Genomic DNA, 20,091 nt, shown 5'->3' with positions numbered 1-20,091 from the left:
GATATGAATATAAAATATGATAGATAAAAGGCAACAGAGTATAAAAGAACGTCTTAGAAGATTTGCAATGGATTTGTGGAATATCACAGATCTGCGGCAGGTGGATCCTGTTATTGATTTAATACTTGACGTAATAGCCTATAATAGTAGTAGACTTCATCAGAATATCTCAGATTCTGATTCAAGTGTTCTGCATCGTTTGGCATGTTTGTTAGTGCCTCAGCAGTGGTCACTTCCAATGCCTTCTCATGCTTTGTTGAGTGTGGAACCTAAGGATGACGAATCACGTTTACTTACGCCACAGGATCGTTTTTACACGAGGAAGATGATGTTTGAGAAGGGATGGGTAGACCTTGATTTCTCTCCTCTCAGTAATTATCCTTTGGTAAATGCTAAGATAAAGGGGCTATCTTACGATAGTCGGGTCATGTATTCTTATGAGGGTAGTCTGCAAGAAACAGAACTTTCAAACGTAGTAGTGCCGTCAGAAGATGGTGTTGTTTGGATAGGGCTGGAAATGACAAAGAGTCTACTTCGCTCAACGCATAATCTTGTGTTATGTGTACTATTAGAGGACAATAACCTCACTCCATTCCTAAGAGATGTGCAGGTCTATGATGGAGTAGGGGAGAAATTAGACGTTTCGGTTCCACAGTTCCCACTTGAACATAGTGAGAAATATCACTATTTCGATGAAATTAGTGACTACTATGCAAATAACTTTATTCAGATAAGCCTGGATTCAAAAGTTCTCTCATCTAACCCTTTCAGTACCTATCCTTCTGAATGGGAAGTATCTGATGAAGATGGTGATGAAGGTAATAAGCTGGTGTGGTTAAAGCTAAAGTTCCCTGTGATGTTTAATCATGTGGATTTAGGGAAGATACGTTTTCTACTCAATACTTATCCTGTTGTCAATCGCACTTTGATAACAGTACAACATAATTTTGCACGAAAAGGAAACATCGTAGCCCTTCCTTGTAAAGAGAATCGTTTCCTCCTGAATGTAGAATCCTTCCATGACGATGCTAATCATCAGTATGTGGATATTGCGCATAATTATAGCGAATCCTCTATAGGAACTTACAGTCTTTACTTTGGAAACATAGAAAGATTTGACTCAGACAATGCTCGTATATTGATTAACAAACTAATTCAGTTAATCCATGAAGACGGAAGTGCTTTTGAGAGTTTGGAGATAGATACGCTCACGGATCAGCTGAACAATCTCTATGATAATATTGAGAACATAGAAAAGAGCATTTTTGACTTTACTCAAGCTAAGAGTATTCCTCGAGCTTTCTTGTTCACACATCCTTACAAGAAGACGTCAGAGGTTGAGGTGAGTTATTGGACTACTGATGCAGAGGTCGCTAATGGTCTAGATAGTCGTACAGTAGTTTATCAATCTGATAACGATAAATTCTCAACCAGTGGATTGTTATTCCAAACAACGACAAAGCAAGGTAATGCTCATGAATCAGAGCGTGATTTAATTAATCGACTGCGTTATGGTTTGCTATCAAAGGATCGCATTGTTACGCGAGAAGATATAAAGAGTTTTGTACTTTGTCGTTTGGGAAAGCTGGTTAAGTCCGTAGATATAAGGGATGGTATTGCTATCTCAAGCGATGTACGACGCGGTATTATCCGTACAACAGAAGTGAGAATTGAACTTTCACGGACAAGTAAAGAAGAGGGTATTGATTTGCCTGCAATGACAAGTTTCTTAGAAGATGAGCTTTCAAAGCGTTCAATCAATAATACTCCTTACAAGATATTTTTCGTATGAATACACAAAATTACAGCAATAGCCTCATAGCCGCCATTAAGTTGGCAAAGGCAATGGCACATCAGGACAAACACTTGTCGTTCGGCGTAGCTCATCTTGTTATAGCTATGCTGACAGAGCAGACCGGTTTGCGTGAAATCCTGAACTCAATGCAAAAGGAAGTAGCATATATTAGCGATTGGTTTGAGACTTATCGTGAGATGTATGTTGGTGTTGAGCACGAAGGTGGTGAGATAATCTCTGACCACGAGGTAGAAACGGTGCTTGACGAGGCTGAACGCTCAAAGATTAAGCTTGGTACAGACTCTGTAGACGCCTTGTGTGTGTTCTCAGCAATTGTCAGAGATGGAGTGGTTTACTCTCATCAGCAGATAGAATCAATCGGTGTGACAGAGGATGAAATAATGGAATATTTTGAGGCTTCTACATCGCCTCTATCTCCAGTGGCAGAGATGGATATGGGTAGTTCTATCCAGTATGTTTCTGATCTTCGCCGAGCAGAACTCTTAGAAGAAGGTAAGTCTATTATTGGTCGTAGCAAGGAAATACGTCTGATATTGGAAACGTTAGAACGTTCTGAGCGACAGGGTATCCTGCTTGTAGGTGCACCGGGTGTCGGTAAGACGGGTATCATTAGAGCACTTGCCCACGAAATGGAAATCAATCAGGATGAGATAATCAACCAAACATCGTTAGTAGGGCTGAATACATCAAAGATTCTTGCACAATCGGGCAATGAAACGGAGATTACCCAAAAACTTACAGGTTTACTGCAGAAGATGAATCAGGCAAAGAGTCGTGGTGTGCTTGTCATTGACGACTTGCAGTTGTTACTCGAAAGTGGTAACCCAACGGCAGCTACCTATATTCTCAACAACCTTGATGCACAAATTTGCGATGGTGCAGTCACATTGCTGATGGTTCTCTCTATGGATGCTTTCCGTAAGCACATTGAAAAGCATTCCATTGCAAATAGACTGAATATTATTAATGTAGAGGAACTTGAACCGAATATTCTTCGCAGTGCATTGCTAAAACATAGAACAATTCTGCAGGCTTACTATAGTTTGCCAATGACTGAGGAGTCGTTTATTAGTGCATATAATCTCTCTAATAGATACTATAAGGAGAAGAGCCAACCAGCCTCTACTTTAGACCTTATCGACAGTACTGCAGCTTCAGTAAGACTGAGTAATAAGAATGCTGCAGGTATTGTAGAACAACTTGTGGAGCAGTATGAGAAGTACAAGGCAATGCCGGTAGAAGACGTGAGTGATTTCGACTTACATCTGCTTTATCATACAATCTTTAACAAGGTGAGTGTTGTTTTAACTTCAAAGATAGAAGACGACTTCGTACTGACGGATGATGATTCAACACAGGAGAAATTAGATAAGCTTGGTAAGATGTTGAGCGAACTCTCTGCCCTTTCACAAAAAGGTATTGAGAAGGTCAGCTCATTAGAAATAGAGTCGGTTGTGGCAGATGATACTGGTATTCCTATCGGAAAGATTCAGGCACAGGAGAAAGACCGACTCTTGGGTATTGAAACCAAGTTGCACGAAAGAGTCAAGGGACAGGATAAGGCTATTCGTACCCTTTCAGATGCTATCATCGAGTCACGAAGTGGACTGAGCGACCCAAAGAAGCCTATCGGTTCATTCTTCTTCCTCGGTCCTACTGGTACGGGTAAGACAGAGTTGACTAAATCGTTGGCCGACCTTCTCTTTGATGATGATACGGCAATGATACGTTTCGATATGTCTGAGTTTAAGGAAGAACATTCCGCAGCCTTATTGTATGGTGCTCCTCCAGGATATGTAGGCTATGAAGAGGGTGGTTTGCTTGTGACAAAAATCCGTCAGAAGCCTTATTCTGTCGTACTCTTTGATGAGATTGAGAAAGCACATAGTAGTGTTTATGATATCTTCCTGCAGATTATGGATGAGGGTAAGGTGCATGATAAATTAGGACGTGAAGGTGACTTCTCCAACTCTATCATCATCTTTACTTCTAACATTGGTAGTCAATGGATTGCTGAACAGATTCAGCAGGGACATCAGCCAACCTCCAACGAACTGATTGAAGTTATGTCGAAGTACTTTCGTCCTGAGTTCCTTGGTCGTTTGACAGAGGTTGTACCTTTCTCACCTATTACCGAGGCAGTTGCTCAGCAGATTTTCCTCCTCCAGTTCTCACGTCTGCAGAAGCAGTTATTGGAACAGAAGGATATTCAGTTGGATTTAGCACCAGAGACGATAGCTTATCTTACTTCCAAGGGATTCTCGCCACAGTATGGTGCGCGTCCTATTGCTGGTGTAGTAAGAACTTATCTGAAAAAGACTATTTCCAAATTGATTGTCTCAGAGGCTATCAAGTCTGGTGACCACATAGTAGCAACCTATAAAGATGGAAATCTGCAATGGAATCACGCATAATAACTTCTAACAGAGAATTAGAAGGATTCAGTAATAGTGATGCACGTCATCTTATTGCGGAAGTCTTCTATGCTGAATTGCAGTTTATTACTGGGGAGGATTTGCTTGATAAGACCGTTGTTGTGACTCACGGAATGAATAGCCGTGTGAACTCTCAGGATATTATCGAATTGCAGAAAGAGGAAGTCTATAAGGACGGACAATTAAGAGATCGACTGATACTTAACCTTGCAAGAAATGGTTTTTATCATCAGTTGCCAGAGTTCATGTTCCACCCAATTTCCCTTAGTTCGCCAGGAATGAGCAACAAGGAGGTGGTTGAAGCGATTCGAGAGAATAGAAAGAAGGCAGAGAAGGCGATACACTTTTTCTCTCCGTTCGACACAATGATGTTCCATGATAGTGTACGTATCTTTGAACGACAGTTGTCCTTGTTTGAAAATCCGTCAGAGAATGTTATCGTCAAGAATGTTACCAGTCTTTTCTTCTCAAAGACAGCTCCTCTTACTGTTGACGAACGATACAAGATGTTCCTGTATCTTCTCAAGGTAGAGCAATATAAGGAGAACCTTTCAGCATTGGAAGAATTACTTTTAATCGTCTGTGGTATTGATGCTAAGATACGATACGTCTATCATTATGAGGAAGATCTTCCTTACGTTAGTTTAGGTGATTGTATGTTAGGTGTTGACTCAGGGCTTGATGGACAATTACTATGTGAATTGGATGATGTTGAAGTAAAACTCTGTTTTCATGATACGATAAAGGAAAGTGTTTTGAAGAAGCAGATGGAGACAGTCAAGTATGTGCTGTCATTCTTTCTCCTTTCGTCCAGAGATATAAAGATAATATATACTGTCACGACAAATACGGAACTCGTCTTAGGACAGAATTATTTAGGTTATGATACGAATTTATAAGAAGAAATAATGAAACCTTTAATATTTTTCTTTTTGAAATACTTATTGGCTCCGCTTCTTGCAATGGTCATGGTGTTCGTTATGGGAGCACTGAAGTCTATTCGACAGCAGCTGAGCATGAAGAGGATTATTGTCTTTGCCCTTTTGGCAGGACTTTTCCTCGGACTCCCTTCTCTCTTCGGCTATTTGAAGAATGAATATGTATGGGGAGGACTTGTACTAACTGTTACTTCTTATCTCATTCTTGGATTTTTCTATCTATGGGCATTGCGCGTGTTCATTAGTAAGAAGAACGATGATATGTCTATTGAGCTTCTGGTAACAGTACTCTCTGGTATTATCGGAATGTGGATTTACTATCTTGTATTCAACTGGGTTAGTGGAGGATTGGAATATACACCTTGGGCAATGACAGCTGTCTGCTGGTTTATGATTCCTTACTTCGTCTTCCGTAGTTTCAAGTATTTCCGAAATATACAGCCAGCTATCTATGACTTGTGGAGAATCAATCATAGTGGATTTAATCGTAATTATTGGGACAACCTCGATACTTTCAAGGCATTAACTGTCAAGGTAAAACTTAAGAGGAAGGTTGGTGATTTCGACTATACTACTCTTTCTGTTCGTCTGGCTGAGGGTATCGCTTTGGGTGACTGGTTTGACTGGCTTGTTGAAGACCAAAATCGTCGTTTCCCACAGGCACAGATTGAAATCAATATGGAGGGTGCTGAAAGTGGTTGGATATTCTATACGAGTCGATGGTTCCGTTATCCGCTATTTATTCGAATGTTGGACCCACGCTGCACAGCCTCTGAAAACAAAATAAAGAAGAATCAAGTTATCTATATAAAACGAGTAAAAAGTATAAACCAGATACAACATGAAGAAGATTGAGCATTTGCCAATAAACTGGGTTAACGGCCAGAAGATTAATAATACCCATTTCTTTGAGACTTATTATAATGTAGTTGAGATGCTAAGACAGAACCGTGAAGAGGGGCTGACAAGCTATAACTACGGATTTGGTGAAAAGTCTGAAAGAGAAGAAAGGTCTATTGAGTTAGATATTAAGGGTGAGTCTGCAGAAACATTGTCTGTAGAACTGAGAGCATGTAATGCGGTTACCCGTAATGGTTACCATATTCTCTTTTCAAAGGAACTTTATGGTGACTTCACACCTAAGTGTACGCTCAAAGATATCGACATTGATCTTTTTACACGTCAGGTAGTTTGCATCCTCATCACAGTTAATCCTTACAAGATGTTGCCTGTTGGAGTGCCTGATCCTGAAACGACTCCACTCCATCATCCTTATGTGTTGCCAGAGGTTACCTTGCAGCTCGTATTGGAGCAGAATCTTAATAAGGCCTTCCTTGAAGGTAATAGTATAGTAGCAGGAAAAGTCATCGTCGATGGTGGTGCATTCTCTATAGATAACGAATATATCCCAGCTATTCAGCGTGTCAATTACTCTGAGAGGGCTATGTATGCTTTAGAGAATATGACAGAAACACTTGAGCGTATTCATAGCAATGCTCTCAAGGTATATGCTAAGAATATTTCTAACCCTCACCGCAGTATGCTTGCAGACAATACTTTCGCTCTCTGTGATGTGGTGAAGAATTTCTATAGCCAACACTGCTTTGAGTTGAAGAATATTGCAGCTGAGCAGCCACCAATCTATATGGTGCGCCTTGCGAATGCATTAGCTAATCTTCTGCTCACTTCGCTCCGTTCTTTACCTGAGAAGGACTTTGAAACACTGTTGCAATACTTTGATGAGTGGACAAATATTAAGCCGTCTGACTTTATGCACAAGACAAGCGATATTGCCCATCTGAGCTATAATCATCTTGAGTTGAATACTCTCTTTACGAGTATTGCGGCATTCCTCAATGTAATTGATACGCTTTTCCATAAGTTGAGCGAACTCGAATATGTCGGACTCATCAAGGAGAATATTATCATTAGCGAAGATAATAGTGGCAAGGCCTCTGAGAGTGAGCGCAAGTCATGGAAGGTGTGGGATTAATAGATACACTTGACAAATGGTAGAAAAGAATAGAAAAGAACGCCGTCAGGCAAAGAACTCTTTTGTTTTCATCTTTAGCTTCACGCTATTACTTTTCGTACTCTTTGCTGTCTGCACATTGAAAACCGCTGAGCGGGGTATCAATTTGGTAGACGAAAAGAAAGTACGTTATGATGACGTGTTCCGTAAGCAAGCGAGCTATAACTTCCGTATGGACCAGATGTTCAAGGATATGAACAATCTTGTTACTGAGAAGCGCACGGATAATGAGCAGGCACAGTATCAGATGATTATTGCTCGTCACAGACAGGATATGCAGGATGAAATCTATCGTGGTGACAATGACACTACCCATTATGTACTCTATAAGACGCTCTTCGATCAGCTGCAAGCTACGCAGGAAACTACTGCAACTTACTTTGATGAGAAGCGTGACTTAGACTACATTATGGAACAGATTCAGAAGGCAACGGAGATTTTAAATAGAAAAAGAGATTAATAATTTATTATTATGACAAGAGACGAAAAGATATGGTCCAGCATTAAGTTTACGCTTCTGCTATGCTTTTCTGTGGCTTTGCTCTATATCCTCCTTTGTAAGTATGTTACACCTATTCCAGAATCTATCACTGGAAATGCTGTGACAGAAATCAATGATGCTGAGGCTATCCTTGAGGATCAGAAGCAAATGACAGAGAAACTGGTTACGCTGAAGAAGGATATTGATTCGCTTAATTTCGAGATACAGCAGACACAGCGTATCAGTGAGATAAAGGATCGTATGACACAGTTGCAGGACAACTATCGTAAACATTCTTATGATCCGAAATACCTCTATTGTATGCGTGCATTCAAAACGGTACAAGACTATTTCGACATAAAGCAGAAACTCTACTGGACGACCAAGAATAAGGAGGACAGAAAGAAGATTCTCGAAGAGATGAAGACTAAAATTAGATAAGTTGTTTGTTAGCAGTTTTCTCGTTTGAATCATCTGCAGGAATAGCTGATAGAAATGTATCATACTGTTTCTCATTTATCAACGTGAAAATGTGCATCAGTCATTATGCTATTGCAATGATTACAGAGCATAGGTCTACTGTTATACAGAAGGTAGTATGTGGCTGAGAACTAATATATTGAAACCCTATATGATATAATAAATTAAATAACAATAATTATGACTGAAAGACAAAAAATCATTCTGGCTATTGTTTCGGCACTGGCCGTAGTCGGATTATTGGTGGCTTTGCTTCTTCCTTCACGCAATGTCAACAAGAATCTTGACTTTTTCATTCAGGACGGTAATGCGAACAGCCAGTTGGAAGTGAATGAGCCACTGAAGTTTACCATTAATGACTCTGCAGCAGTTGTTGACAAAAGAGTATTATGGAAAATGGGTAATGGCGACAGTATCGTTGGTAATCCTAACATTAGTTATGTCTACCGACAGGCTGGAAAGTATCTCATCACACTGCAGGTCGATGGTAAGATTATCACAGAGAAAACTGTTGATATCGTGAAGATTACCAAGGACACTGTGGCTGTTGATTCTATCCCTAAGATTGTCGGACCAACGCAGGGTTATGCTGGTGAGCGACTTGTGTTCTCAGCAGAAGGTGATGGTATGACAAGCTGGCTTTGGGAGTTCGGCGAGAGTGGAACTATTGATGCCTTCGAGCGTCAGGTGGTTTACAAGTATGATGAGCCAGGTAAGTATCTTGTCAAGCTGAAGACCAATACCACTTTATATCCTGTATCTCATGTTATCACTATCCTTCCTAAGGTAGAGGATATCATTGAGAATCCTGAGGATAAGGGTGAACAGCAGAAACCTGAGCCTATAGATACATTAGCTATGGTGCAGAATAGCATCAAGAAACATCTGCAGGCTATTGCTAATGCGGGTGCAAGAGATAAGGAGACATTCTATGCACATCGTAATTTTATCATCAATAACTATCTCGGTGGTAATGGTAATCAGGTTGTCGTACACATCAATGGTGAGCGTTATAATGTGTTCCCAGACTATTGTCAGGGATTGCACTTTCTTGAGAGTAATCGTTACGGACGTGTGACTATTGACGATGTGAAGGTTGATGACTTCCACCATATTACGAAAATTGAAGTAACTCAAAGAAATACAGGAAAATAAAATTAGGAAATATGAAAGCGTTCCATATTATAGCAGGTCTTGCATTCTTCTTTTTAGGTGCCCAAAGTAGTCTGGCACAGGTGGGAAGATATGATAAGACAAAAGCTGTCGGTAGAAAGAGTTTTAATTACCTGACAGATGATACACGAAAGCAGAAGACACACAACAATAAGGATGTGCATATTGTCTTCTCTGATCGTGACCATAACAAGGCATACGCAGGACCGTATGCACAGCGTATCTTGAGCGAGCAGAAGCTTGGCGCACCTTTCTATGTTATTGGCGAGAAAAACGGATTCTACAAAGTTGTTGCTGCTGACCAAAGCTTACTTGGACAGCCTAAGGGCATGTTTGCTCCGCTTTTCAGTTCAAGAACTCACTTCAAGGATGCTAAAAAATCGCCTTTTGTAGGATGGATTGATAAGAATAGTGTGCTGGAGTATAACCATGCCTTTGTGTCTAAAGATAATAACTTCCCTGTACGCTATCGTATTGGAGCATCTAATGTGTCACGATTGGCAAACGTTAAGAGTTTCTTTACACTTGACTCTCTGAGCCTCTATGGTGATCCTTTCTTCCTCGATAAGGCTAAGGGAAAGCTTGTATCTGGTCAGATTGTGTATGCTTATAAGTATGATGCAAGTAAACAGGCTGTACTTGTTTCTGATCGTCCTTCACTCTCAGACTCTACTCGCACGGCACTCGGATGGATTCCTGCTGATCTTACCGCTATGGTAGGTCAGAACCACGTCTATCTGCTTGATTCAAGTTATCCAGAGTTTGCGAACTTCCCATTGGGTTCTAATCTCCTCTTTACTGCTGATGGAAATTGGACAAATACTTCGGCTGATCAGAAAGTAGCTGTAAATCTTCCGTTATCTGTATGGGACAGAAAGAAGACTTTAATGCTCAATATAAAGGGTGGAGATGTTGCTGTGGCAGAACTCGATCGACTCATTGAGAATAGCAAGAATATAAATGTCCACCTTGTGTTCTTTGATAAGGACCGTCTACTTGTGCGCAACCTTGTTAATGCTTTCCAGGGCATAAGCGAAAAGGTATCAAAGGATTCTCAGGCGAAGTTCTCTGTGACATCAGTTTCTCAGAACGGAAATAGACATCTCTCACCAACGAACGACTTTGGTAAGTGGATTGACTATCTTACAAAGATGACTTCACCAAACACTATTGGGGCAACAGGTGGCTACGGCTTCCATGATGCGATGAATACTATCTTTAGAGAGACACCTTATTCTAAGTTTGATAATAATGTGTTCATTATCTTGGGTACTGATGAGTTCCCAACTTTCACTTCTGATATCAACTCTGAGATTTATTCGCGCTCAGCTACTCTCCTTCTTGCTCAAATCCTTTCTAAGGATGGTATGCCTTATCAAGACTTCATCCTGCAGTCTAAGCAGCTACTTGATAATAACATCCTGGAGTATATGAGCTTCTCTGGAGACTACCTCTGCGAACCAAAATGGACAAAGAATGGCTCGTTCAAAGATATGAGTACTGATAACGAGAATGTTTATTTGCTTGATGCACCAAAGAACAGCGTTATTGCAGGTGGTTTTGTTTATCCAAAACTTTATTCTGAACTTTCAAGTGCAGGTCTTTCAAATGTACTTGATTCACTGTTTATGCAGCTCAATGCACGTAACAACGAACTTGTAAATGTGACACGTAGCGCAGAGAATAAATATGGTGTTCTACGTGCTGTTCCTACACAAGAGGTGGTGAATCTCTGTGATAGTGCAGCTATCTCTGTAACTGACATTGAAAAGAACAATATCAACGACCTTCTCTTCAAGAAGATGTGGTTTACACCACAGCAACTTTCAACTTATGACGAGGGATATCTTTTTGATAAGGCTGAGATGCAGAATCTTCTTGATGGCTATCGTGATTTGATGCCTTATATCAATGCAGACTCTCTTGGTAATAAGGAACTTGCTGTGCTTAGAAACAACTTTAAGCGACAGAGTAAACAAATAAATATGCTTTCTTATCGCAAGGCTCTCAGTACGAAGTCTGCCATTTCAAAGGTTTATTATCATCGCGTTTCTGTGCCAAGTTCTGATGCATTGAATTATATAGTACGCATAAAGGATATTAGCCGTAAGAAGTGTAATGAAAGCGAATGGGATCAGGCTTATAAGGAGATGTTCAAGAAGCTTGTTAATCTCGAGACACGTTTCAGATCTGGACGTTTGAATACAATATCTGTTGCTGGAAAAAGCTATTACTTTATTCCATTAAAGGAGCTTCCATAAAGCATATAAGATATAATGATATGGATAAATACATTACGGACATAGTTCAGGTGTATTTATCCATATTTTATTTTCTTATTATGCTGTCTAATGAACCTATTTCAGGTACTGTCTTAAAAAAAGCGTATAGGTCATTTTGCAGGCTATTTTGATTATTTGGTACTATCCTTAAAGGTACTGTCCTATAAAAGTGTGTAAGCCCATATTTTATTATCTTTGTATTTGAAATCAATTAAAGAAACAATGGAACATACAGACTTTTTTAACCCCAATCGGTCATAATTCCATCGTTTTGAAATGAAAAACTCGCCCCTGCGTATAGGGCATTCAGTCAGTTCTGACGATACAAAAGTAGAGGGCTTTTAAAGTTATTCCAAGAGGTAGGGATATAGTGGGAAGTATAGGAAAATGTAAGGAAATCATGGCTATCAAGAGCGCAAAATACATATTCAAAAAATAGACTATTTCGGGCAAACGTACGTTGTTTCTCAATCATTATTGATTGTTTAAGAGATTCCTTTTGGGTTCCTCTCACTCGAAAAACTATTTTCAGTAGCATGAAAGTACCGTCTTTCTTCGTTTTATTCATTATAAGTTCATAAATTTGTAATCAATATCAAGATAAATAATCATCCGATGGAACAAAAGAAAGAGCACAGCAACCTGATTAAGGAGCATTTGAAGAAGCGAGGTATTACTCAAACATGGCTCGCCAAAGAGTTTGGTATGAATTTTAGTATCACTAACGTTTACATTTGCAACCATAAACAGTCGTATCTTGCTATCATCTTCAAAGTTGTGGATCTATTCTGCATATCCAAGAAATCTTAGCGGAATTTAAATGTAGTTATTCGCACACGATTATGAGTACTATAAGCACCATTTCAGTTGGGAACCTAGTTTTGAACAAAGCTACTCCCCCAAGAAAACCGAGAGTAGAGCATTATTTGATACCATCTTATCAAAGAGGCTACAGATGGACAGAACTTCATGTGAGTTCATTGTTAAATGATATTGATTCATTTATGAATAGCAGGAAGAGCACAGATGAGAGTTACTGCCTTCAACCTATTGCAATCGTAAAGCAATTAGACAAAGATGGATATACCATTTGGGAAATAGTGGATGGACAACAACGACTCATCACTCTATTCTTGATTCTCAATTATTTAGGTCAATATTCGTATAAATTGTCTTTCGAAAAGAGATCTCAGAGTGAGGAGTTTCTCTCAAATCTAAATCATAGCACTTATTGTCATGACACTCCTGACCACCATTTTATAAGTAAGGCTCATGAGATAATTTCAAATTGGTTTGAAGAAAAGTCACATGAAGATATGGGCTATAAAAATCGCTTTGCGGTTGTTTTAGTAGATGCGGTAAAAATCATTTGGTATGAGATGGATATTAAAGGTACCCAACCTAAAGAAATTGAGGCCGAAAAAATAGATTTATTTAACAGACTTAATATTGGCAAGATTCCACTCGAAGATGCTGAGTTGGTAAGGGCTTTGCTATTATGTAAGTCTTACGAACCAACTTCTCATGAACTACTATTTCGCCAGTCCGAATTTTCAAACGAATGGCATGAAATAGAACAGTTCCTTCAAAAACCTGAGGTCTGGGGATTTCTTACTTCACATAAAGAGCTGGCAAATCACATACAGTTGATATTTGAACTTCTTGCAGAAAATAAGAATTCTAAAAACTATAGCACATATAAATGGTTTGAAGACACAATCAATAAGGCGAACAATCCTGTGCAAAAAGCTCGAGAGTTGTGGAATAAAACAAAGCACATCTACTCACAATTCAAATATTGGATGTCAGACCGGACGGTATATCACTATGCAGGCTTTTTGCTGTCTATTCAAAAAATAGACATCAAGACTTTATATAAAGAGTCTCTTCAAAATAAAGGTGTATTCAAATCAAACTTATATACCAAAATTCTTGACTACTTGAATTCTGTTAATTTGGACACAATCAACTATGTGGATAATCCAGAGAAAGTAAAAAACATACTATTGTTATTTAATGTTCTTTCATATCAAGAACTGATTGACACACCTAACAATAGATTTCCTTTTAACCAATACAATGATATTAGGGATACCCAAAAATGGAGTCTTGAACATATTCATGCTCAGCGTTCTCAAGATCCTCTCAAACGTGAAGATATTATTCGCAAATGGATAGAAGATACATTGGCATCAATTTCTAAAGTCGACTCTATATCTAAGGAAGTGGAGAATCAACCTGTCGTTATTGACATGGCTCCGTACAAAAAAGAACTATCAAAGTTTCTTGAACAGGATGTAATTGATATTGAGAAGTTCAACAATATTCGAGAAAAAATAATCGAGATTTTTGATTCTGGCTCAATTCACAACCTTGATAATATGGCTTTACTATCATGCTCAAACAATTCTTCTTTAAATAATGCAATATTCCCAGTTAAAAGAAATCGAATTATTCAATTGGAAAAAGAAGGACATTTTATTCCTTTGTGTACAAAGAATGTATTTTTGAAATTGTATAGTTCTGCAGACAATCAGCCTTATTACTGGAGTACAAGCGACAAGGAAGCTTATGTGGAAGCAATCAAACAAGTAATTGAAAAGTTTAAGAATAAGAAACTTAAATAATGAAACATACATTTCTCTCACTCTGTAAAGAGTATGATAAAATTGAGATACCTGTTATCCAACGTAACTATGCTCAAGGACGGAAAAGTGCAGAAAAGGTAAGAAGCAATTTTCTCGCCTATATTGCTGATAAACTTTTTTTTGATATTCCTATTGAGTTAGATTTTATCTATGGGTCAATTAGAATTGAACAGATTCAACATGATTCTTCTAATGCTCAAAGAAGAACATTTATCCCTATAGATGGTCAGCAGCGCCTGACCACCTTATTTCTACTACACTGGTACCTTACCGTAAAGGATGGAAGATTAGGAGATTTCAAACCTTACTTGGAAAAATTTTGTTACGAAACTCGTCCCAGTTCTCACGATTTTTGTAAGCGTCTTGTAAATGAACAATATTCAAAAAGTTGCCTAAATCATATTGATGAGTTTATTAGAGAACAATCATGGTTTGATAACGAATGGCTTATGGATGGGACGATAGCAGGCATGTTACAAATGCTTCATGATATTTCCAGAAACAAACAATTAAATTCAGATAAAGTAGATATTGACCAACTTGCCTTAAAAAATAGAATATCCTTTTACTTCGTCCCGTTAGAGAAGTATGGGTTATCAGATGAGATATATGTTCGTATGAACGCTAGAGGAAAGATTCTAACTGACTTTGAAAACTTCAAATCAGAGTTCTACAAACTCCTAAGTTATCATCCGGCGCTTGAGGATATAAAAGATAAAATGGAGTATGAATGGGTAAATAACCTTTGGTCTTTTGTTCCTCAAGGCACTTTCGTTACTGACGAATGTTTTATGTCTGTATTATCATTTGTCACTCAGATGCTCTATTTTAAGCACGCGCAGGCTCGAGATAGCAATGGGTATGCCACTAATTTCCTAGATTTAAAATTGATAGGAGAATTATATAAAGAAAAAGAGAATGCAGACTTCTTCTTTTTCGTCCTTGATAAAATTCCTATCGTATCTTCATTTAAAGCCCCAATTGTCTGGGAAAAAAATAATGAGTTAAAAGATTCTATCGCTAATATTCTTTCAACAGTTGTTAAATCTAAATCATTAGATGTTACGAGGACGTTTGTATTATTCTGTACATTTGATTATTTGTGGGTTAACAAAACTGAAGAGGGCTTGATGGATTATATTAGAGTGATTCGTAACTTAATAATAAACACCCCTGATAATTCTTCACGTGAGTGGCCTACAATTATCAAGAGTTTCAGATCCCTTACTAATGCTCATAACACTCATAAGTTTTTAACAACAAATCCCACACTATCCGGATTGCGGAACGAACAATGCCATGAAGAAATTTTTAAGGCAAAATTATACCTCAAGTATCCAAACTGTAAGGCAGATTTGTATAAAATTGAAGACAATTATAATTTCAAAGGCAATATAACCAATATCTTGGCAACTAGCTATGTTCAAAATGAATCTGATATTGCTGAATTTGATTTAAACAGTGCATCATTGGATAATTTCTCACTTGAGCAAGTTAATAAAGTTTATGTCTCCTATAAGGAAATTGCTTCTGATGATTTCAATCAGGTTTTCGGTAATTTGATAGACTCTGGATTATACACCCATTTAGTATCTGCAAGCCGTTTGGTTTATAATCCAGATTATGGTAGGTGCCCAGCTATTGTTGCTATGGCCGCAGATTATTCATCACAGAAATGCAATGATCTTGAGATGTACTTGATATCTATAGAAAAGCAATATGTGAATGATTTACATAATAGCTACCCAGATTTTTCCTTGATAGATGATGTGAAGGTCCAATTGCGCTTATACTATATAATAACAAGAAGACTGATGAAGCTTGCTCCTTTGGATTTTTTTAAAGAATGGAATTTTGGATGGCTATCAAAAGAAATAGGTTTTGTATCTCTTTTTAAAAATGGAATACGAGGAGACTCATGGTGGGGTACTGGTCATGCAAATCCTATTTTTCAAACTTATAATTCGCAATTCCGATATAATTTAGGTTTGAACGAAGCCCACGCATTAGATGTAGAGATTGTAGGAAAAAAACGTCCTCCCCAAGCATTTAAGAAGTTAATAAAATGGGCTCAATCTTGATGCTACATTAATTTTAAAATTATAAAAACTTGAGAGTCATACAAAAACAGAGCGTATAGGTGTTTAACTCCTTTCGCTCTGTTTGACTTAGTTATATAGGTCTCTTATTTCACAGAAATCCATATTTCGTCTAATGTAATGAGTAGCAATCTCTTCCACGTTTTTTGCTTTTATACCCCTACATACTTAAACTAACTGACCTCATAGAAGGCTCAGTAGGAAAAAGGTGGGGATTATGCATATAGGTTTTTGATTCTAAACAAAAAGAAACTTTTATTATAAGTATTGTTGCATGGCTAGACTATTAATAGTTGATTTTTGGGTGTAATAAAGGGTGTAAATCACGTAATTCGTTGATTTACACCCTTGTTTGCGGAGAGAGAGGGATTCGAACCCCCGGTACCTCTCGGTACGACGGTTTTCAAGACCGTTGTAATCGACCACTCTACCATCTCTCCAGAAGGCAACTTTGTAGTCTACCTGCTTCCTTGTTGAAAGCGAGTGCAAAGGTATAGATAATTTCTGAAACTGCAAAATCTAAGACAGAAGAATTTAAGAATAAAACACTTTTTAACTAAAACGGGTGTAGTAATAGAGGGTTGGGTGTAATATTGTTTTGATGGGATGATAAAACTAACCCCCAATCGGTTATTATACCACAATATGTATAATTCTTCTTACTATGGTCTTGTTTCCTAACATCTTTTATTTTCTTATCGGCATCTTGTCTGGCTTTATAACTTGACGTAGCCTGCTACGCCTGCGTTACAAAGCCAAACAATCTGCTCGATAATAAAACAAAATGTTTAGGTTCTAATGAACGATTTGGGTTAAACAGCGACAAGGAGTATATCTTTTTAATATTCTATTTTGAAACAAGGTGATTGGTTCATATTGGTGCAGTTTGATAAATCTTTTTCTTGTATGTCTGTCTTTAATTTTGTAATTAATAGTGATAAGTTAAGAGCTCACTTTACACTTTCTGCTGAAGTTGTATTGCTTAATATGTGTGGTGTTGAGGGTAAGCACATGTGGTGTTAATGGTTAGCACCATTGGTGCTGTGCGTTTCGTAGCTTGTAATATGTTGTTGGGGTGGAGGAAACCTATAGTCAAAAAGGTGTTATACTACCAAAAGCAAATAATGTACTTACTTATCTAAAAATAATGCGGAACTTCCTACTTTAAGGGTAATTCCGCAATAAATATGGGCTATTGAATCTTAATGGGATAACAATAGTCTTATACTAAGATTTGTTTTAGTTGCTCGGCAGTCTATAAGCTACACACTCCCTGCCGCACATTGTCCAGCTACGACGCCTGTTGTCCATGCAGCCTGAAGATTAAAGCCGCCGGTGATGGCATCAATGTCTAATACTTCGCCTGCAAAGAAAAGATTAGGACAAACCTTACTTTCAAGTGTTTTGGAATTAATAGAGCTAAGGCTTACGCCGCCACAAGTCACAAATTCCTCGCGGAAGGTACCTTTACCAGCAATAGTGTATTGATCATTGACCAATGTTTCTATCATGCGATTTAATGTTTTGCGCCCAACTTCTGCCCATGGTTTCGCAGGCTCTAAGCCAAGTTTGCTAAGTATATAGAGCCACAGACGACTTGGTAGTCCAAATGGGTGTAGGGTAGCGAGCTGTTTTCGTGGGTTAGCAGCCTGCAACTTCAGAAGATTTTCCTCTACTTCTTGTCGTGTTCGTTCCCCCGTCCAACTGATAGCAAGTGGAGCTTTATAATCATTTTCAGCAAGTAAGCGAGCTGCGTATGAAGAAAGCTTCAAGGCAGCAGGACCACTCACACCCCAATGGGTCACGAGCAAAGGCCCTTGAGCGCGCAACTTTGTTCCAGGGATCGTTGTTACAACTGGGTCAACAACCGTTCCCATGAGATCGCAGAAAGCACGGTCCTTTATATTAAAGGTGAAAAGTGATGGTACAGGAGCCTCTATTTCATGTCCAAGTCGAGCGAGGTATTGTAAGCCACGCCCATTGGGTGAGCCGCCTGTTGTTATAATAGCACGATGGAATACGCGATGTGTGCCATTCTCAAATTCCAGTTTAAGTCTTTCGTCTTCTAACTTATGGATATCCATCAATCGGTAGCGATGACATATAGTTACACCGAGTTCATTAGCTTGTCGCATCAGGCAATCAATGATGGCATGCGAGTCTTGTGCCTTTGGGAAAACACATTCATCTTCTTGTGTCACCAATGGTACACCATGCTTCTCAAACCATTTATATGTATCTTCGTGGCTAAATGTTTTCATCAACCGTTTCATGAGTTTATGACCACGTGGGTAAGCCTGCTTTACATCCGAGATAGCTGCAAAGCTATTTGTAACGTTACAGCGTCCCCCTCCAGTTATTTCAACCTTAGCCAATACCTTTTGCGCACGTTCAAAGATTGTAACCTTACATGAAGGATTTGTTCTTCGAGCCGTGATAGCCGCCATGAAACCAGCTGCTCCTCCGCCAATGATTGCTATATCCATTTGATTTTATTCAAAATTCGTAATTACTCGAACAAAGTTCTTATCAGTACGTTATAATTATGATAACTATTGTCCGCTGAGATTATTGCAATAAATAAAACTAATAATTAGCTAAGACAAGAAATAACTTGTTAACTTCTCACTAAAGTACTTTTTTACGTTTGCCACTGAACTCAGTAAAGTCTACGCGGATTATCTCAACGCGATGAAAACTCTTGTGCGCATATTTATCGCCAAGCTCTTTGAAGTCAGGTGATAACTTGTCTATCAAAAGATGCAGCGCATGCATCTTCTCCTCCTCAGAAAGATGGATATGAGCCTCACCAAAGAAGATAGCACTCTCATACTCAGTGGTGAAATTGCGGGGCAATAAGTTTACTTTACCAATGATACAAAGCGAAACCTTCGGATTCTGTTCAATAGCTACTAACTTACGTCCTTCAGGTGCGCAGTGAATATAGATGCTATTCTTGCCGTCCCAAACAAAGTTTACAGGAATACCATACCCCATATCTTCTGAAACCATGCTCAAAACTCCGTATTCGCCTTCACGCAGCAATTCTATAGCTCGCTGCTCCTCCATCAGACGGTCTTGTCTGCGTATGCGATTATTAACATATTTCATATCGTACATTATTAATATAAAAAATGAATTGTTGGAACTGTGAATTATCTGTTATGAATTAATCTCACGCACAAAGAAACCTTTGTGTCAGAGTTCCAGTATATATAAAAAAAAGACCTTGACTGATTCACATCACCCAAGGTTTAAATACTAAAACTAAATTAACCACTAAAAAAACTTGGTGCAAAGATACACGTTTTTTTGTTAATAACCAAATTTTTCGAGAAATATTTTTCACTATTAGAAACACTATTAACCTTTATTGGTTATTTTTTGATTGGTTATAATAATAAAATTAAGATTATCATGATAGTGAAAAGATGGCCCAATCTCTTTTATATTCAGTATTTTAACGTTTGTCTTGTTGTTATTTGTTACGTGAGAAATATGGTTAAAAAGTCCTTAGTAGTTTAATTGTCTTAAGTGTTCTCATATTTTGTTCAATTATACATGAGTGTTAGAGTTTTCTTATTCATTATTAAAAGTTTACTCAGAAGCGCATCTCTTTATAGCCACTTTTTGATGTGATAATACGTATTGTCAGGCTACCTAACGTTTGTTTTTATTAGATAATTTATCATGCATTGCGCAATGTA

At 38.3% G+C, this 20,091-nt stretch carries 14 protein-coding genes and 1 tRNA gene; 12 read left to right on the top strand and 3 right to left on the bottom strand.

Going from position 1 to position 20,091, the window contains the following annotated elements:
• Nucleotides 1–16 precede the first annotated feature (16 nt).
• The 12 genes from PMEL_RS07610 (at nucleotide 17) to PMEL_RS07550 (ending at nucleotide 16,366) form a co-directional block, all read left to right on the top strand.
• Nucleotides 17–1,792 carry a type VI secretion system baseplate subunit TssF gene (locus PMEL_RS07610; RefSeq protein WP_120174775.1) on the top strand — a complete coding sequence of 592 codons (1,776 nt, stop codon included), beginning with the start codon at nucleotides 17–19 and terminating at the stop codon, nucleotides 1,790–1,792.
• The gene (locus PMEL_RS07605) at nucleotides 1,789–4,230 is read left to right on the top strand and encodes an AAA family ATPase (RefSeq protein ID WP_120174774.1); all 2,442 of its coding nucleotides are present in this window, start codon (nucleotides 1,789–1,791) and stop codon (nucleotides 4,228–4,230) included. Before PMEL_RS07610 ends, PMEL_RS07605 begins: the two co-directional genes overlap by 4 nt.
• Nucleotides 4,215–5,150 carry a hypothetical protein gene (locus tag PMEL_RS07600; protein ID WP_120174773.1) on the top strand — a complete coding sequence of 312 codons (936 nt, stop codon included), beginning with the start codon at nucleotides 4,215–4,217 and terminating at the stop codon, nucleotides 5,148–5,150. Before PMEL_RS07605 ends, PMEL_RS07600 begins: the two co-directional genes overlap by 16 nt.
• Nucleotides 5,151–5,159: 9 nt before the next feature.
• Nucleotides 5,160–6,044 (top strand): TssN family type VI secretion system protein, encoded by an 885-nt coding sequence (locus PMEL_RS07595; RefSeq protein ID WP_120174772.1) that lies wholly within the window; start codon nucleotides 5,160–5,162, stop codon nucleotides 6,042–6,044.
• Complete coding sequence (locus PMEL_RS07590) at nucleotides 6,031–7,182, top strand: hypothetical protein (protein WP_120174771.1); 1,152 nt, start codon at nucleotides 6,031–6,033, stop codon at nucleotides 7,180–7,182. The genes PMEL_RS07595 and PMEL_RS07590 overlap by 14 nt, the downstream gene beginning before the upstream one ends.
• A 16-nt stretch (nucleotides 7,183–7,198) precedes the next feature.
• The gene (locus PMEL_RS07585; protein WP_120174770.1) at nucleotides 7,199–7,681 is read left to right on the top strand and encodes a type VI secretion system TssO; all 483 of its coding nucleotides are present in this window, start codon (nucleotides 7,199–7,201) and stop codon (nucleotides 7,679–7,681) included.
• Between the two features lie 12 nt (nucleotides 7,682–7,693).
• Nucleotides 7,694–8,143 (top strand): type VI secretion system TssO, encoded by a 450-nt coding sequence (gene tssO, locus PMEL_RS07580; protein ID WP_120174769.1) that lies wholly within the window; start codon nucleotides 7,694–7,696, stop codon nucleotides 8,141–8,143.
• A gap of 219 nt (nucleotides 8,144–8,362) precedes the next feature.
• Nucleotides 8,363–9,337, top strand: coding sequence for a PKD domain-containing protein (locus PMEL_RS07575; RefSeq protein WP_120174768.1), 975 nt, complete (start codon nucleotides 8,363–8,365; stop codon nucleotides 9,335–9,337).
• A gap of 11 nt (nucleotides 9,338–9,348) precedes the next feature.
• On the top strand, nucleotides 9,349–11,616 hold the full coding sequence (gene tssR, locus PMEL_RS07570) for a type VI secretion system protein TssR domain-containing protein (RefSeq protein WP_120174767.1): 2,268 nt from the start codon (nucleotides 9,349–9,351) through the stop codon (nucleotides 11,614–11,616).
• Nucleotides 11,617–12,252: 636 nt separating this feature from the next.
• The gene (locus tag PMEL_RS07560; RefSeq protein WP_120174765.1) at nucleotides 12,253–12,447 is read left to right on the top strand and encodes a transcriptional regulator; all 195 of its coding nucleotides are present in this window, start codon (nucleotides 12,253–12,255) and stop codon (nucleotides 12,445–12,447) included.
• Nucleotides 12,448–12,479: 32 nt separating this feature from the next.
• Nucleotides 12,480–14,264 (top strand): DUF262 domain-containing protein, encoded by a 1,785-nt coding sequence (locus PMEL_RS07555; RefSeq protein WP_120174764.1) that lies wholly within the window; start codon nucleotides 12,480–12,482, stop codon nucleotides 14,262–14,264.
• Entirely contained in the window at nucleotides 14,264–16,366 is a 2,103-nt protein-coding gene (locus PMEL_RS07550) for a DUF262 domain-containing protein (protein ID WP_120174763.1), read from the top strand. The genes PMEL_RS07555 and PMEL_RS07550 overlap by 1 nt, the downstream gene beginning before the upstream one ends.
• Before the next feature lie 373 nt (nucleotides 16,367–16,739).
• On the opposite strand, the gene PMEL_RS07545 is transcribed toward PMEL_RS07550, so the two are convergent.
• The 3 genes from PMEL_RS07545 to PMEL_RS07535 form a co-directional block, all read right to left on the bottom strand.
• Nucleotides 16,740–16,824: transfer RNA gene (locus tag PMEL_RS07545), tRNA-Ser, on the bottom strand.
• Nucleotides 16,825–17,646: 822 nt separating this feature from the next.
• The gene (locus tag PMEL_RS07540) at nucleotides 17,647–18,870 is read right to left on the bottom strand and encodes an NAD(P)/FAD-dependent oxidoreductase (RefSeq protein WP_120174762.1); all 1,224 of its coding nucleotides are present in this window, start codon (nucleotides 18,868–18,870) and stop codon (nucleotides 17,647–17,649) included.
• A gap of 142 nt (nucleotides 18,871–19,012) precedes the next feature.
• Complete coding sequence (locus PMEL_RS07535; protein ID WP_120175503.1) at nucleotides 19,013–19,495, bottom strand: pyridoxamine 5'-phosphate oxidase family protein; 483 nt, start codon at nucleotides 19,493–19,495, stop codon at nucleotides 19,013–19,015.
• Nucleotides 19,496–20,091 lie beyond the last annotated feature (596 nt).

The sequence above is a fragment of the Prevotella melaninogenica genome, from assembly GCF_003609775.1.
In the GTDB taxonomy this organism is placed as follows: domain Bacteria; phylum Bacteroidota; class Bacteroidia; order Bacteroidales; family Bacteroidaceae; genus Prevotella; species Prevotella melaninogenica_A.
This window is presented reverse-complemented; position numbering and strand designations above follow the sequence as displayed.